The organism is Bacteroides sp. L008, from assembly GCF_040812255.1.
Classification (GTDB): domain Bacteria; phylum Bacteroidota; class Bacteroidia; order Bacteroidales; family Bacteroidaceae; genus Bacteroides; species Bacteroides vicugnae.
Map to the genome: position 1 here is coordinate 240807 of NZ_JBFNXO010000001.1, position 14940 is coordinate 255746.

General features: G+C 41.7%; 12 protein-coding genes. 11 read left to right on the forward strand and 1 reads right to left on the reverse strand.

Annotation, left to right across the window (positions count from 1 at the left end; genetic code table 11):
* Nucleotides 1-26 precede the first annotated feature (26 nt).
* From AB3G73_RS00995 to AB3G73_RS01035, 9 genes are all read left to right on the forward strand, one after another.
* Entirely contained in the window at nucleotides 27-794 is a 768-nt protein-coding gene (locus tag AB3G73_RS00995; protein WP_148365926.1) for an N-acetyltransferase, read from the forward strand.
* Nucleotides 795-946: 152 nt separating this feature from the next.
* Entirely contained in the window at nucleotides 947-2704 is a 1758-nt protein-coding gene (locus tag AB3G73_RS01000; protein WP_217721443.1) for an AraC family transcriptional regulator, read from the forward strand.
* A gap of 64 nt (nucleotides 2705-2768) precedes the next feature.
* Entirely contained in the window at nucleotides 2769-3131 is a 363-nt protein-coding gene (locus AB3G73_RS01005) for a DUF488 domain-containing protein (protein ID WP_148366362.1), read from the forward strand.
* A gap of 84 nt (nucleotides 3132-3215) precedes the next feature.
* Nucleotides 3216-4448 (forward strand): Cof-type HAD-IIB family hydrolase, encoded by a 1233-nt coding sequence (locus AB3G73_RS01010; protein ID WP_148365930.1) that lies wholly within the window; start codon nucleotides 3216-3218, stop codon nucleotides 4446-4448.
* On the forward strand, nucleotides 4445-5545 hold the full coding sequence (locus AB3G73_RS01015) for an isochorismate synthase (RefSeq protein WP_074638800.1): 1101 nt from the start codon (nucleotides 4445-4447) through the stop codon (nucleotides 5543-5545). The genes AB3G73_RS01010 and AB3G73_RS01015 overlap by 4 nt, the downstream gene beginning before the upstream one ends.
* 34 nt (nucleotides 5546-5579) lie before the next feature.
* Entirely contained in the window at nucleotides 5580-7247 is a 1668-nt protein-coding gene (menD, locus tag AB3G73_RS01020) for a 2-succinyl-5-enolpyruvyl-6-hydroxy-3-cyclohexene-1-carboxylic-acid synthase (RefSeq protein WP_195649863.1), read from the forward strand.
* Nucleotides 7248-7250: 3 nt separating this feature from the next.
* Nucleotides 7251-8075 carry a 1,4-dihydroxy-2-naphthoyl-CoA synthase gene (menB, locus tag AB3G73_RS01025; protein ID WP_004310001.1) on the forward strand — a complete coding sequence of 275 codons (825 nt, stop codon included), beginning with the start codon at nucleotides 7251-7253 and terminating at the stop codon, nucleotides 8073-8075.
* 146 nt (nucleotides 8076-8221) lie between these two features.
* Complete coding sequence (locus AB3G73_RS01030) at nucleotides 8222-9250, forward strand: o-succinylbenzoate synthase (protein ID WP_074638797.1); 1029 nt, start codon at nucleotides 8222-8224, stop codon at nucleotides 9248-9250.
* Nucleotides 9251-9282: 32 nt separating this feature from the next.
* On the forward strand, nucleotides 9283-10419 hold the full coding sequence (locus AB3G73_RS01035; RefSeq protein WP_367741868.1) for an AMP-binding protein: 1137 nt from the start codon (nucleotides 9283-9285) through the stop codon (nucleotides 10417-10419).
* A 585-nt stretch (nucleotides 10420-11004) separates the two neighbouring features.
* On the opposite strand, the gene AB3G73_RS01040 is transcribed toward AB3G73_RS01035, so the two are convergent.
* The gene (locus AB3G73_RS01040) at nucleotides 11005-11568 is read right to left on the reverse strand and encodes an RNA polymerase sigma-70 factor (protein WP_074557731.1); all 564 of its coding nucleotides are present in this window, start codon (nucleotides 11566-11568) and stop codon (nucleotides 11005-11007) included.
* Nucleotides 11569-11740: 172 nt separating this feature from the next.
* Between AB3G73_RS01040 and AB3G73_RS01045 the strand changes: the two genes are divergently transcribed.
* Entirely contained in the window at nucleotides 11741-13732 is a 1992-nt protein-coding gene (locus tag AB3G73_RS01045; RefSeq protein ID WP_258979983.1) for an SUMF1/EgtB/PvdO family nonheme iron enzyme, read from the forward strand.
* A gap of 95 nt (nucleotides 13733-13827) precedes the next feature.
* Nucleotides 13828-14748, forward strand: a complete 921-nt coding sequence (locus AB3G73_RS01050; protein WP_234132112.1) for a FecR family protein — start codon at nucleotides 13828-13830, stop codon at nucleotides 14746-14748.
* Nucleotides 14749-14940: the final 192 nt, after the last annotated feature.

The window sequence follows — 14940 nt, forward strand, 5'->3', positions numbered from 1 at the left end:
AACCAGTTAATTGAATAGAATATATTATGGAAACCAATTACATCACTTTGACAAAGGAGAATATTGCGAACGAACATATATGCTGTGCTTTTTCAGATAAGAAATGCAAGGATAGTTATGAACTGAAAAAAGAATGGCTGAAGAAAGAGTTCGATAACGGCTATGTGTTCAGACGTATTGATGAACGGGCAAAAGTGTTTATCGAATACGGTCCTGCTGAAAAAGCATGGATTCCGGTGAACGCTCCCAATTATCTGATGATAAACTGTTTCTGGGTGTCAGGTAAATATAAAGGTTGCGGACATGGTAAGGCATTGTTGCAGTCTGCCATTGATGATGCAAAATCGCAGGGGAAAGATGGCTTGGTCACTGTGGTGGGTACTTCTAAATTTCACTTTATGAGTGATACGAAATGGCTGTTGCGACAAGGTTTCCAAACAATAGAAAAGCTCCCTTACGGATTCAGCCTTTTAGGTTTGAAACTAAATCCGGTTGCTCCTGATCCTTCTTTTAATGATTGCGTGTTGAGTGGTGAGTGTCCGGATAAAGATGGAATAGTGGTTTATTATACCCATCGCTGCCCATTTACGGAGTATCACGTTCGCGGTTCTTTGGTAAATGCTGTCAGGAACAAAGATATTCCATTGAGAATAATCGAGTTGGAAAGTATGGAGCAGGCGCAAAATGCACCCACTCCGGCTACTATATTTACTCTTTTTTATAACGGGAAGTTTGTAACGACTGACTTAAGTGCGTGTATGGAAGGACGGTTGGGCAAAGCGTTAGGACTGTGATTCCGGCAAATGGATAGCATGGACAATGTTGTGTCTTCGGTATCTTTAGCTAATGTTTCTTATTTTTATTTTGCAAATTTAAATTCTGTCTGTACTTTATGTAGAAAATGCATATCTTTGAATGTTAATGATTAAACACGATTAAGAGTTGTATGCGTTTTTTGGTATGTATTTTTGTGCTTCTATTTGTACACAATCAATTTTCGAGGGCTGATAAAATAATAAATAATGATTCTCTGTATACTGAAAAGTATATCAGAGATATTTATATTTCCAATCCAAAGCGTGCTTTACAATTATTGGACGAGGCAGAAAGCAGAAAAGCTTTCTCTATGCGTTTGATTAATGAATTACGTAGTTTGTCATATCGTAATATGTATATGAATAAACTAGCTTTTATGTATGCGCGGAAATCATACTTGCTTGATTCCATATCTCAAAGGGAACCGCAACACATGTTGAAAATGACAGTCTTTTTGTCTGAACTATCGTCTTTAATGAGTAAATATAATGAAAGCATGAGATATGCTCTCAATGGAATTAAACAGGCGCAAGAACTGAAGGATCGGGAGGCCGAAGCCAGACTGCTTTTTTGCATAGGAGAGAATAACTGGAGATTATCATTGAAAGATAAAGCGTACGATTATTTTGGTCGTGCTATTGAATTGCTGCGGGGATCAAAGGAGGTGAGAGAGATGATGTTGCTTTCTTATTATTATGGAGCGGAAATGGGATTCTTAATGAGTGATTCACGTGTCAAGGAAGCTTTGAATCTTGCCTATGAACGCGAAAAGCTTCTTAAGAAATTGGAGAAATTACCACAAGTCCCCGAAGGGTATGTGGATGGTCAGTATAGTTATTTGTATGCAAAATTGGCCTATATCTACTATGTAGAAAAACAGTATGCACAGGCTGAACGATATTATCAACAATATCTGACAATGAAGGATTCCCATACTCCGGACGGCAAGATGTATTCGATTCCTTATTTGATTCTTTCCAAACAGTATGAGAAAGTAATAGATAACTGTAAAGACTTTAAAGAATTGTTGAGGATGCAGCAAGATACCTTGAATGCTCAATATATTACTGTGCTTAATAAAGAAGTACAAGCTTATCTGGGGATGCACAATTATAAGGAAGCGGCAGCGATACGTGGGATTATTCTTGCTATAACGGATAGCATTAACAATAACGACAAGAGAAATGCGGCATTAGAACTGAATGCCATATACGGTGCTTCTGAAAAGGAAGAATATATTGCCGAACAGGCTTCTCAATTAAAAATAAGAAATATTTCGCTCTGTTTTTTGGCTTGTGTTGTGCTGCTTACCTTATTTATACTATGGCGTTTGTGGCGTTTCAGCCATATAGTCAAGTATAAGAACAGAATGCTTGCCAGTCTCATAAACGAAAAATTCGCTAATAGAAAAGATGGTAATCAGTTATCGGAAGTGCACGAGCAGTTGACTATTTCATCGGATCTGGAACCGGAACAGGTTTCACCTGAAGAACAGGAAGAACTTTCGGATGAGACAGACAAGGAAAGTGGGGAAGAAGAAGAGAATCGGAAGATATTTCAGGAGCTGAATCATATTGTTGTTCAGAAGCAGTTATATCTTTCTTCCGAATTGTCGAGAGAAGATCTGGCTCAAATCGTACATCTGAACAACGCACGCTTTGCCCGGATGATAAGGGAATGTGCCGGAACCAATTTCAATGGATATATCAATGAACTGCGTATTAATTATGCGATCAAGCTGATGAAGAAGTATCCTAACTATACGATACGTGCCATAGCGGATGAGTCCGGATTTAATAGCACCCCGATCTTATATAATCTTTTTAAGAAGAAGACGGGGATGACTCCTTATGAATTTAAAAAAGCACAGGAAACATTGAGGAATTAAGCGGTTCCGTTAAACAATTTTCGATTTTTCCGGTTTATTTATCAGTAACTGAATATAAATGGAAATGATACAGGTAAGGATAAAACGGGTTTACGAAGATTTTTCAGAAACAGATGGATACAGGGTGCTGGTAGATAAATTATGGCCACGCGGAATAAAGAAAGAATGGTTGAAATACGATTATTGGGCAAAAGATATAACACCGTCCCCTATATTACGTAAATGGTTTCACGAAGATATTCCCGGACATTGGGACGATTTTGTGGTGCAGTATCAGAAAGAGCTGGACGCTTCTCCGGCAGTGGCTGATTTTCTAACTCTTATCAAGCCTCATCCTGTGGTTACTTTACTTTATGCTTCTAAAGAACCTGTGTACAATCATGCCCGAATCCTTCGCGATTATTTGGAAATGCATCTGAAAGAGTGAAATTAAAGTAATTTTTATCTGTTTACGCTTTCTGTCGTTCACTCAATTTCCTACCTTTGTCATCTAAATCAAAATCGTGTAATCATGAAGTATAAATTATTGGTTCTTGATGTAGACGGAACGCTCCTTAATGATGCGAAAGAAATTAGTAAACGTACATTGGCCGCTTTGTTGAAAGTTCAGCAGATGGGAGTACGTATCGTGCTGGCTTCCGGCAGACCGACTTATGGCTTGATGCCACTGGCCAAGATGCTCGAACTTGGAAACTATGGAGGTTTTATCCTTTCCTATAATGGTTGCCAGATTATCAGTGCGCAAAACGGTGAAATATTGTTCGAGCGTCGGATTAATCCCGAAATGTTGCCGTATCTGGAAAAGAAAGCCCGTAAAAACGGTTTTGCCATATTCACTTATCATGATGATACGATCATAACGGATTCTCCTGAAAATGTACATATCCAAAATGAAGCCCGGTTGAATAACCTGCAAATAATCAAGGAAGAAGAATTTTCTGCAGCCGTTGACTTTGCTCCTTGCAAATGTATGCTGGTCAGTGACGACGAAGAAGCATTGATCGGTTTGGAAGATCACTGGAAGAGAAGACTGAACGGAGCGTTGGATGTATTCCGTTCGGAACCTTATTTTCTGGAAGTCGTTCCCTGCTCCATTGATAAAGCCAATTCTTTGGGGGCTTTGCTGGAAGTCTTAAATATGAAGCGTGAGGAAGTGATTGCTATTGGCGACGGCGTGTGTGATGTGACCATGATTCAATTGGCAGGATTGGGTGTAGCTATGGGACATTCACAGGACTCGGTGAAGGCCTGTGCCGATTATGTGACAGCTTCGAATGAGGAAGACGGGGTGGCTGTTGCAGTGGAGAAAGCGATCCTTTCTGAAGTGCGTGCGGCCGAAATCCCCCTTGACCAACTGAATGCGCAGGCACGCCACGCGTTAATGGGAAACTTGGGAATTCAATACACATATGCCGATGAAGACCGTGTGGAAGCGACGATGCCGGTAGATCATCGTACCCGTCAGCCTTTTGGTATTTTACATGGTGGAGCTACTCTTGCGTTGGCAGAAACAGTTGCCGGACTCGGTTCGATGATCCTTTGCCAGCCGGACGAAATTGTAGTAGGAATGCAGGTCAGCGGAAATCATATATCTTCTGCGCATGAAGGAGATACGGTACGTGCAGTAGGGACAGTTGTACATAAAGGACGTTCATCCCATGTGTGGAATGTAGACGTGTTTACTTCAACCAATAAACTGGTGTCTTCCATACGGGTAGTCAACAGTGTGATGAAAAAGAGATGACCGACGAAGAAATAAGTAACTTGACAACTATTGATGCATTTATTCAGCGGAAGCAGCCATTTGCTGTTTACCGTATTCCCGGGGAGAAAGTTCCCCGTCTGTTGACACAGGCGGAAGGAGAGGTACGTCTGATATACGATCTGAAAGAACTGAATGGACAGAGAGGATTTGTCATCGCTCCGTTTCAGGTGAGTGAGAGGTGTCCGGTTGTGTTGATTCAACCCGATCAGTGGGGGCAGCCTTTACTGGTTGATGATGATACGGAAGAAGACCGCAAGGTCGCTTTGCGGATGCAAGGACAAGAATCATTCCTGACTTCTTTCACGGAGGAATATGCAGCGTGCTTTCATACCTTTATCAATGCTTTACGCGATAAGACTTTTGATAAATTAGTGCTTTCCCGTCATCTTACTATTGATAAAGTAGCAGACTTTTCTCCTTCGTCCATTTTTCGTGCGGCTTGCAAGCGTTATATTCATTCCTATATATATTTATGCTACACTCCCCAAACGGGTATTTGGCTGGGAAGTACTCCCGAAATCATTTTATCAGGTGAGAAAGATGAATGGAATACAGTTGCGCTAGCCGGAACGCAGCCTTTGCAAGATGGCAGGCTGCCGCAGGTATGGGATGAAAAGAACCGGAAAGAACAGGATTATGTAGCCTCTTACATTCGCCGCCAGCTTCTTTCATTGGGCATCCATTCTACGGAAAACGGGCCTTATCCGGCTTATGCCGGTGCCTTGTCTCATTTAAAGACAGATTTCCGCTTCTCATTGAAAGATAATAAAGGTTTGGGCGATCTTCTGAAAGTATTGCATCCGACGCCTGCCGTATGCGGTCTGCCAAAGGAAGAAGCCTATCGGTTTATATTGCAGAACGAAGGTTACGACCGGCGCTATTATTCCGGCTTTATCGGATGGCTGGATCCGGAAGGGAGAACTGACATCTACGTGAATCTGCGCTGTATGCATATCGAGGACAAACACCTCACTCTTTATGCCGGCGGCGGATTATTGGCCTCTTCGGAATTGAATGATGAATGGCTGGAAACGGAAAAGAAGTTGCAAACCATCAAACGGCTTATAACCCATTAATCATTAATCACTAATTCACTAATCATTAACCGTCATGTATACAGACAAGAAGAACATACTCCAGTTGGTTGCGTTGCTCGAGGCGCATGGGATTACTAAAGTTGTGTTGTGTCCGGGTAGCCGTAACACGCCCATCGTGCATACTTTGTCTAACCACCCGAATTTTACCTGTTATCCGGTGACTGATGAACGGAGTGCCGGTTATTTTGCCATTGGTCTTGCGTTGAATGGTGGTAAGCCTGCTGCTGTCTGTTGCACTTCCGGTACAGCGTTATTAAATCTTCATCCGGCTGTGGCGGAAGCATTTTACCAGAATGTTCCTTTAGTCGTCATTTCTGCAGACCGTCCCGCTGCCTGGATCGGACAGATGGATGGACAGACCGTTCCGCAACCAGACGTATTTCGGACGTTGGTCAAGAAATCAGTGAACCTTCCGGAGATTCACACGGAAGAAGATGAGTGGTATTGCAATCGTCTGGTGAATGAGGCTTTGCTGGAGATGACCCATCATGGGAAAGGTCCGGTACATATCAATGTACCTGTTTCCGAACCGCTGTTTCAGTTTACGGCCGATTCACTACCCGCAGTGCGTGTCATTACCCGTTATCAGGGATTGAATGTCTACGACCGTGATTATAACGATTTGATCGACCGGATGAATAAATATCAGAAGCGTATGATTATCATCGGTCAGATGAATCTTATCTATCTGTTTGAGAAAAGATATATCAAGTTATTATATAAACATTTTGCCTGGTTGACAGAACATATCGGCAACCAGACAGTTCCCGGTATTCCGGTGAAGAATTTTGATGCGGCGCTTTATGCCATGCCCGAAGAGAAGGTAGGTCAGATGGTTCCCGAATTGCTGATTACTTATGGTGGACACGTGGTTTCCAAACGGTTGAAGAAGTTCCTTCGCCAGCATCCGCCTAAAGAACATTGGCACGTATCGCCGGACGGTGAGGTGGTCGATTTGTACGGCTCATTAACTACGGTAATCGAGATGGATCCGTTCGAGTTTTTGGAGAAGATTGCCAGTCTGCTGGATAACCGGACTCCTGAATATCCACGTGTATGGGAGAATTATTGCAAGATTATCCCCGAACCGGATTTTGCTTATTCGGAGATGTCGGCTGTCGGTGCGTTGCTGAAAGCCTTGCCGGAGTCGTGCGCCTTGCATCTGGCAAACAGTTCGGTGGTTCGCTATGCGCAGTTGTATTCGATCCCTTCCACGATTGAGGTCTGTTGCAATCGGGGAACAAGTGGCATTGAAGGTTCACTGTCTACGGCAGTCGGCTATGCGGCAGCTTCCGATAAACTGAATTTTATAGCTATCGGAGATTTAAGTTTCTTCTATGATATGAATGCGTTGTGGAATATCAACGTCCGTTCTAACTTGCGTATCCTTTTATTAAATAACGGAGGAGGAGAGATTTTCCATACTTTACCGGGATTGGATATGTCGGGAACCTCACATAAATTTATTGCAGCAGTCCATAAAACGTCGGCCAAAGGCTGGGCGGAGGAACGTGGCTTCCTCTATCTGCAAGCACAAAATGATGAAGAACTGGCTGAAGCGATGAAAACTTTCACCCAACCGGAGGCTATGGAACAGCCAGTGCTGCTGGAAGTGTTTACCAACAAAAACAAGGATGCGCGTATGTTGAAGAATTATTATCATCAATTAAAACAAAAATAGATTATGTCAACACAAAGAGAGTGGACAACCATCAGAGAATACGACGATATTCTTTTTGATTATTATAATGGAATTGCCCGCATCACAATCAACCGTGAACGTTATCGGAATGCATTTACCCCGACTACTACCGCCGAAATGAGTGATGCATTGCGTATTTGCCGTGAAGAAGCGGATATTGACGTGATTGTGATTACCGGAGCCGGAGATAAGGCATTCTGTTCGGGAGGCGACCAAAATGTGAAAGGACGTGGCGGATATATCGGGAAAGACGGTGTGCCTCGTTTGAGCGTACTGGATGTACAGAAGCAGATTCGTAGCATCCCGAAACCTGTGATTGCCGCCGTGAACGGCTTTGCCATTGGTGGCGGACATGTACTTCACGTAGTATGTGATTTATCCATTGCTTCGGAAAATGCCATCTTCGGTCAGACTGGTCCTCGTGTGGGCAGCTTTGATGCCGGATTCGGTGCGTCTTATCTGGCACGTGTGGTAGGCCAAAAGAAAGCACGTGAAATTTGGTTCCTCTGCCGGAAATACAATGCGCAGGAAGCACTGGACATGGGATTAGTGAATAAGGTGGTCCCCTTGGAACAGTTGGAAGATGAATATGTGCAGTGGGCGGAAGAAATGATGTTGCTTAGTCCGTTGGCTTTGCGCATGATTAAAGCGGGATTGAATGCCGAACTGGATGGCCAGGCAGGTATTCAGGAACTCGCGGGCGATGCAACGTTGCTCTATTACCTGACGGATGAAGCACAGGAAGGAAAGAATGCATTTCTGGAGAAACGTAAACCGAACTTCAAACAATATCCGAAATTCCCTTAAACCGATTTCACTACAGAGTAACACAGAGTTTATTTTTTCTGCAAAGCAGAACTGTAAGAGGGCTGCAGGAGAACTGCAAGAGATCTGATTACTAAAACTTCGTGGGGCTCTATGTTACTCTGTGGTGAATAGAGAATTTATTCACAATGAACTGTAAAATAGAAATCATTCCCCGGTTGCTTCATTTCAAGCAACCGGCAGGGACTTCCCGGGGAACATATACTACGCGTAAAGTCTGGTATCTTCATTTCACCTCTCCAGACTTTCCGGGCAGAGTGGGAATAGGAGAGTGTGCACCTTTGCCCGCTTTGAGTTGCGATGATCTTCCTGATTACGAAGATATATTAATGAAAGTTTGCCGGCAAGTGGAGAGAGAACAAGGAATATTGGATATGGATGGTTTGTGCGACTATCCTTCCATTTTATTTGGTCTGGAAACGGCCATCCGGCATTTCTTTGCAGGAAATTGGGCTTTATGTGATACGGCTTTCTCACGTGGAGAGACGGGGATTCCCATCAACGGTCTTATCTGGATGGGAGATTATGATTGTATGTTATCCCAGATTGAGAAAAAGATGGAAGCCGGATTCCGTTGTATCAAACTAAAGATTGGTGCTATCAACTTTGAAGAAGAGTTGGCATTGCTACGTTATATCCGTTCACATTTCTCCTCTAAGGAAATAGAGTTGCGTGTAGATGCGAATGGTGCTTTTTCTCCGGTTGATGCCATGGAAAAGCTGAAGCGTCTGTCCGAACTTGATCTGCACTCTATCGAACAGCCGATCCGTGCCGGACAATGGGAGGAAATGGCACGCCTTACTTCCGCATCTCCATTACCGATAGCTTTGGATGAAGAATTGATAGGGTACAACACGTTGGAAAGAAAACAAGAACTGCTTTCAACCATCCGTCCGCAATATATTGTTATTAAACCTTCCCTTCACGGAGGAATGTGCGGAGGGGACGAATGGATTACCGAAGCTGAAAAGCGACATATCGGCTGGTGGGTCACTTCCGCTCTGGAATCAAACATCGGTTTGAACGCTATTGCACAGTGGTGTGCAACATTCAATAATCCGTTGCCACAGGGATTGGGGACAGGATTGCTTTTTACGGATAATGTGGAAGTGCCCCTTGAAATAAGAAAAGATTGCTTGTGGTTTTGCAAAGGATAATATTTAAAGGATGATATTTAAAGGATATTGTGATGATATTCAACCGACAACAACAATGTCTGTTACTGGACGGAAAAGAATACACTTCTGAAGATATACGTCAATTGATAGCAGGAGGAGCGGAAGCTCATTCTCCTGCTTATTGGGATTTATATCTTTTCCTGAACGAATGGTTCAATGATTCTCCGGTCATTACGGTTCATACATCAGGCTCTACGGGTACACCTAAAGAACTGATGGTACGTAAGGACCGGATGATGCAAAGTGCGCGCCTGACCTGTGAGTTTCTGAATTTGAAGAAAGGTGAGTCGGCATTATTATGTATGAACCTTCGTTATATCGGTGCCATGATGGTAGTGGTACGTTCTTTGGTCGCAGGTTTGAATCTGCTTGTTCGTCCCGCTTCCGGTCATCCAATGGCCGATATAAAAGAACCTTTGAGATTTGTTGCAATGGTCCCATTGCAAGTTTATAACACATTGCAGGTTCCCGAAGAAAAAAAGCGATTAAAACAAACGGATATTCTGATTATAGGAGGCGGAGCCGTCGATGAGGCTCTGGAAACGGAGATCAAACATCTTCCGACGGCGGTTTACTCCACTTATGGCATGACCGAAACCTTGTCGCATATTGCCCTTCGTCGTTTGAATGGAGCATCGGCTTCAGAACATTATTATCCATTTCCTTCAGTAAAATTGTCTTTATCCGCAGAGAATACATTAGTCATCGATGCTCCTTTGGTATGTGACGAAACATTGCAGACCAATGACATTGCACGTATCTATCCTGATAGAAGTTTTATGATTCTGGGGCGAAAAGATAATGTAATCAATAGCGGAGGGATTAAGATTCAGGCGGAAGAACTGGAGAAGTTGCTCCGACCGTTTATTCCTGTGCCATTTGTCATCACTTCTGTTCCCGACCCGCGTTTAGGGCAGGCTGTGACTTTGTTGATAGTAGGACAATTGGACACAAGAGAGATAGAAAATAAGTTGCAGACAACATTGGAACCATATTATCGTCCCAAACATATTTTTATTACAGAATCTATTCCACAGACGGAAAACGGCAAAATAGATCGTGTCGGATGTCGCGCTTTGGCAGCATCATACCTTTCCCATTCGCATCAGTTCCCATCCATAGAACTACATGATGATGCAATAATGTAGTTGAGGTTTCCGGTAAAACTAGTGAACTTGTAAAATAAGGAGGTGTCGCATTTACAACTTGAATTCAGCGCCTCCCATAAATGATTTGGCAATTCTATTTCTCATATTCTCATGAATATAAGTCAACCTGTTGAAACATAATGTAATAGAATATGAGAAATACTTTTAAAAGTTGGCATTTCTCATACTTTTCCTGTGATTTATCCCTAAAAATAGGCATTTCTCATACTCATTCTCGTTATTTCTCATAGCAGTTGTATAACAATCTACTGCTATTTTACGCCTAAATCATTAATAGCAAAGTTATTCTTCATTATAGATAAACTTGTTTGGGGTTAATAGTAAACTTGTTTTTCACCTATTATAAACTATAATTGCAAGCTTTGATTATATAATTGCAAGTTTCATTTTTATAAATGCAACCTTTGATTATAAAAACGAAGCTTGCATTTATAGTTTATGATTAGTCGAAAGCAGCTTTATATATAAAGGATTGGAAGTTTGCTATTAGGCAATAACAACTTTACTATTAATACTTTCCGGATGGACAAGTAATAGTTTGTATGTGTTGATAAGAAGTGGCTGTTATGCGCGATGGAATAACAAAAGTAACAATGGCAGATAGTCTTTCAGTTCATTGCGCAAAAGTTCCATTGTCTTTTGCTTGTAACGGTTGATAGATTTCACACTGAGATTCATCTCTTCTGCAATTTCTACATGCGTTTTGCCTTCAAAGAAGCTTTTTATAAATACTGTACGGTAGTTCTCCGGAAGTTTGTCCAATGTTTCATACAACATTCTGTACAGTTCGTCAAGAGTATATACACTATCCGGTTCTGTTTCATAGACAGGAGCTTTTTTCTGTATATTTTCCGCATAGCTCCATTCATATTCCTGATGTTTCAGGAAATTCAGGCAGCTATTTTTTACGCACATTTTGATGTAAGCTAATGCAGTGTCCGATTGAAGATCAAAAGAATCAGTATCCAGTTTATCCCATAATGAGGTGAATACATCCGAAACGATGTCTTCACGTGTTTCTTTATCATCAACAAACCTTTTTGCATACAAACAAAATGGGGCGTAATACTCCTCATAAAGTTGTTTGAAAGCCCGTTCTTTAGTCTGTTTGGAAAAAGATATTTTCATTATTTTGAGGTTCTGTAGTTTTTCATTTTGCTGCAAATATATAATAAGATAATTATCAAAGCCTAATTTTCGATTCTTTTTTTGCTTTCAACTCTAATGAATAAAAAATAATCGGATGAGACTGTCCTTTTGTATATAGGATAATTGTATTATATATAAACAGGATTAAAATATGAAAAACAAGTTTTTTTTATTGGCTATAACCTTTTGTTTGCCAATACATTCTCAAGAAGTTTCCAAGTCTTTTATTCCGATGACTGAAATACCTGCCGGAAGTTTTTATATGGGAAGTGACGGATTAGGCGAAAATTTTGATGAGGCTCCTATCCATCAGGTAGTAATCTCTCGCCCGTTTCGTATGGGAATCACTGAAATAACGAATGCGCAATATGAATCATTCCGTCCGGAACATCGGGCATTACGAGGAAAAAACGGTGTTTCGCTGGGAGATGATGAAGCTGTTGTCAATGTGAGTTATTCCGATGCTGTTGCCTTTTGTGAATGGCTTAGCCGGAAAGAAGGCAAAAACTATCGTTTGCCAACAGAAGCAGAATGGGAATATGCTTGCCGGGCAGGCACATACACACTATTTTCTACAGGAGACGGGTTACCTGCAGTTTATCATCGGAATCAAAAAGTGGTTCGTGATTTTGATCCGGTATCTTTAAAAGTTGCCCAGACTCCTCCTAATACATTCGGGCTTTATGATATGCATGGAAATGTGGAAGAATGGTGCTTGGATTGGTATGCTCCTTATTCCGCAGAAAAGCAGAAAGACCCGGCAGGACCATTGGCAGGAGAGTTTCGGGTCACTAGAGGAGGGAGTCATCACACCCCGGAGAAATACTTGCGAAGTGCCAATCGGCTGGCTATGCTCCCGGAAGATAAACATTCCCAAACCGGATTTAGAATTGTGGAAGCAGATACTCGTTTGAATGTATCAGGGACATTTGTTCCTGTCCCGTTCAATCAGAAATCTGTAGAAAATACATCTATAAAATGGAAGAAAGTATCTGCTATCACACCGATGTTTTTGCCTCCGATACCATTTGTGGTACGTCCGGCATGTGATTCGAATACCCCATTTTATCTGCATAATCATCAGCCTGCAGTTACGTGGTGTGATAATGGAGATTTGCTGGCAATATGGTTTTCTGCAAATGAAGAGAATGGGAGAGGGATGGTAGTACTCGGTTCCCGCTTGCGTGCCGGGCATACTGATTGGGATGTGGCTTCTTTATTCTTTAAAGTTCCGGATCGGAATATGACAGGAAGTGCTTTGCTCAATGACGGGAAAGGAAAATTGTATCATATCAATGGAGTGGAAGCATCGGGAGACTGGCAGAATCTCGCAATGGTACTACGTACCAGTACAGATAACGGTGCTTCATGGAGCACTCCTAAACTGATAGCTCCCGAACATACCAAACGTCATCAGGTTATAGCTGGTACGATTCGCACACGTGAGGGATGGCTGGTTCAAGCCTGTGATGCGGGTCCTGGCAGTCATGATGGGGCAGCTGTTCAAATCAGTAAAGATGGAGGAAAAACATGGTGCGATCCTTGGGATGGCGCTCCTTTGCCGGATTTCAAAGAAGGAGGAACGGGAAGTACAATCGCAGGTATCCATGCGGGAATTGTACAATTAGGAAACGGAAGTTTGATGGCTATGGGGCGTGGTAATAGCATACGGAATAAAGAAGGAAAGCTCCGAATGCCAATGAGCATATCAGATGATATGGGAAAGAACTGGAAATATGGAGCAAGCGAACTCCCTCCTATTGACGGAGGTCAGCGTCTTGTTTTAATGCGACTGAATGAAGGCCCTTTGCTATTGGTTTCTTTCACAGACCATCCGCAACGTACGCCTTTGGAAGAACGTGGTCTGGAATTTAAGGATAAAAATGGAAATGTGAAGAAAGGATATGGCATGTACGCGGCTCTTTCCTACGATGAGGGAAAAACATGGCCAGTAAGAAAACTACTGACGGACGGTGAATATCGCTTTTTAAACGGTGGAGCATGGACGGGATATTTCGAAATGGATGAAAATCATGCTGAACCACGTGGTTATCTTGCAGGAATACAAACTCCTGATAATGTGGTTCATATCCTTAGTAGCCGATTGCATTACCGCTTCAATTTGGCATGGCTCGAAAAATAAAATAAAAAAAAGTTTGTATTTGCTGTCCTTTTCCAATTGCTTCAGTTGTATTATAAATGTAATTACAATTAAAAGATAAGATTTTGAAAGAAAATATGGAAAATATGAGTCCGGAATCATTGCTCCGTAAAGCACAAGCATTGGGAGATGATATTAAAGAAATGGAATCCATTAATGTATTGGGTGCCTATTATCAAGCACAAGCCAAAATAAAAACTAATAGAAGAAAGAACATGTATAATCAATTGATGCGTTATGCAGCATTTCTGACTATACCTTTATTTCTCTCTTCTCTGATTTTGGGATATTTATATTTTAGTGGAACAGAAACTGACGAGAAATATGCAGAGGTGGTAACCGCTACCGGTTCTGTCATACGTTATGAACTTCCGGATCATTCTGTAGTATGGTTGAATGCAGGTAGTACATTGCGTTATCCTACCACTTTCAAGAAAGACAACCGGTTAGTAGAGTTGAAAGGTGAAGCATATTTCGAAGTGCAGGCAGATAAAGAGCGTCCTTTTTATGTAAACACTCCGAATGGTTTGAGCGTATATGTTTATGGTACCCAATTTAATGTAGCTGCTTATGAGGATGATAATTATATAGAAACAGTATTGGAAAAGGGTAAAGTAAATGTGATAACCCCTAATCAGGAAACAATTGTATTGGCTCCTGGAGAACAGTTGCTTTACGATAAACAGAGTCAAAAGTCGAAAAAAAATAAAGTGGATGTTTATGGAAAGATAGCTTGGAAAGATGGAAAACTAATTTTCAGAAATGCTTCATTAGAAGAAATCCTGAAGCGTTTGGAACGACACTTCAATGTAGAAATTCAGTTTAACAATAGGTCTGGAAAAGAATATAAATACCGGGCTACTTTCCGGACTGAAACTCTGTCGCAGATATTGGATTATCTGGCCAGGTCCGCCGATTTAAAATGGAAAATTGAAGAACCGCAACAGCAGGCTGATGATACATTATCAAAGACTAAAATTAGAGTAGATTTATATTAGAGTAGTAACCCTTAAAATAAAAGCCCATGGAATAACACTAGAGAATAAAAGAAAGGAAGAAAGCTGCTACCAACAGCTGTCTTCCTCCGAATTTTCCAGATTCACGGCACAAGGTCTCGTAAACACTAGCCGGAATCAAACCATAGTTCATTTAGTAATAAACTTTAGTTAGCCACAAATGTATGAAAAAAA

Bases quoted from the DNA above. Each gene is read 5' to 3' on its own strand.
- AB3G73_RS00995 (WP_148365926.1), top strand. From the start codon at position 27: ATGGAAACCAATTACATCACTTTGACAAAGGAGAATATTGCGAACGAA.
- AB3G73_RS01005 (WP_148366362.1), top strand. From the start codon at position 2,769: ATGATACAGGTAAGGATAAAACGGGTTTACGAAGATTTTTCAGAAACA.
- menD (WP_195649863.1), top strand. From the start codon at position 5,580: ATGTATACAGACAAGAAGAACATACTCCAGTTGGTTGCGTTGCTCGAG.
- AB3G73_RS01000 (WP_217721443.1), top strand. From the start codon at position 947: ATGCGTTTTTTGGTATGTATTTTTGTGCTTCTATTTGTACACAATCAA.
- AB3G73_RS01050 (WP_234132112.1), top strand. From the start codon at position 13,828: ATGGAAAATATGAGTCCGGAATCATTGCTCCGTAAAGCACAAGCATTG.
- AB3G73_RS01015 (WP_074638800.1), top strand. From the start codon at position 4,445: ATGACCGACGAAGAAATAAGTAACTTGACAACTATTGATGCATTTATT.
- AB3G73_RS01040 (WP_074557731.1), bottom strand. From the start codon at position 11,568: ATGAAAATATCTTTTTCCAAACAGACTAAAGAACGGGCTTTCAAACAA.
- AB3G73_RS01030 (WP_074638797.1), top strand. From the start codon at position 8,222: ATGAACTGTAAAATAGAAATCATTCCCCGGTTGCTTCATTTCAAGCAA.
- AB3G73_RS01010 (WP_148365930.1), top strand. From the start codon at position 3,216: ATGAAGTATAAATTATTGGTTCTTGATGTAGACGGAACGCTCCTTAAT.
- menB (WP_004310001.1), top strand. From the start codon at position 7,251: ATGTCAACACAAAGAGAGTGGACAACCATCAGAGAATACGACGATATT.
- AB3G73_RS01035 (WP_367741868.1), top strand. From the start codon at position 9,283: ATGATATTCAACCGACAACAACAATGTCTGTTACTGGACGGAAAAGAA.
- AB3G73_RS01045 (WP_258979983.1), top strand. From the start codon at position 11,741: ATGAAAAACAAGTTTTTTTTATTGGCTATAACCTTTTGTTTGCCAATA.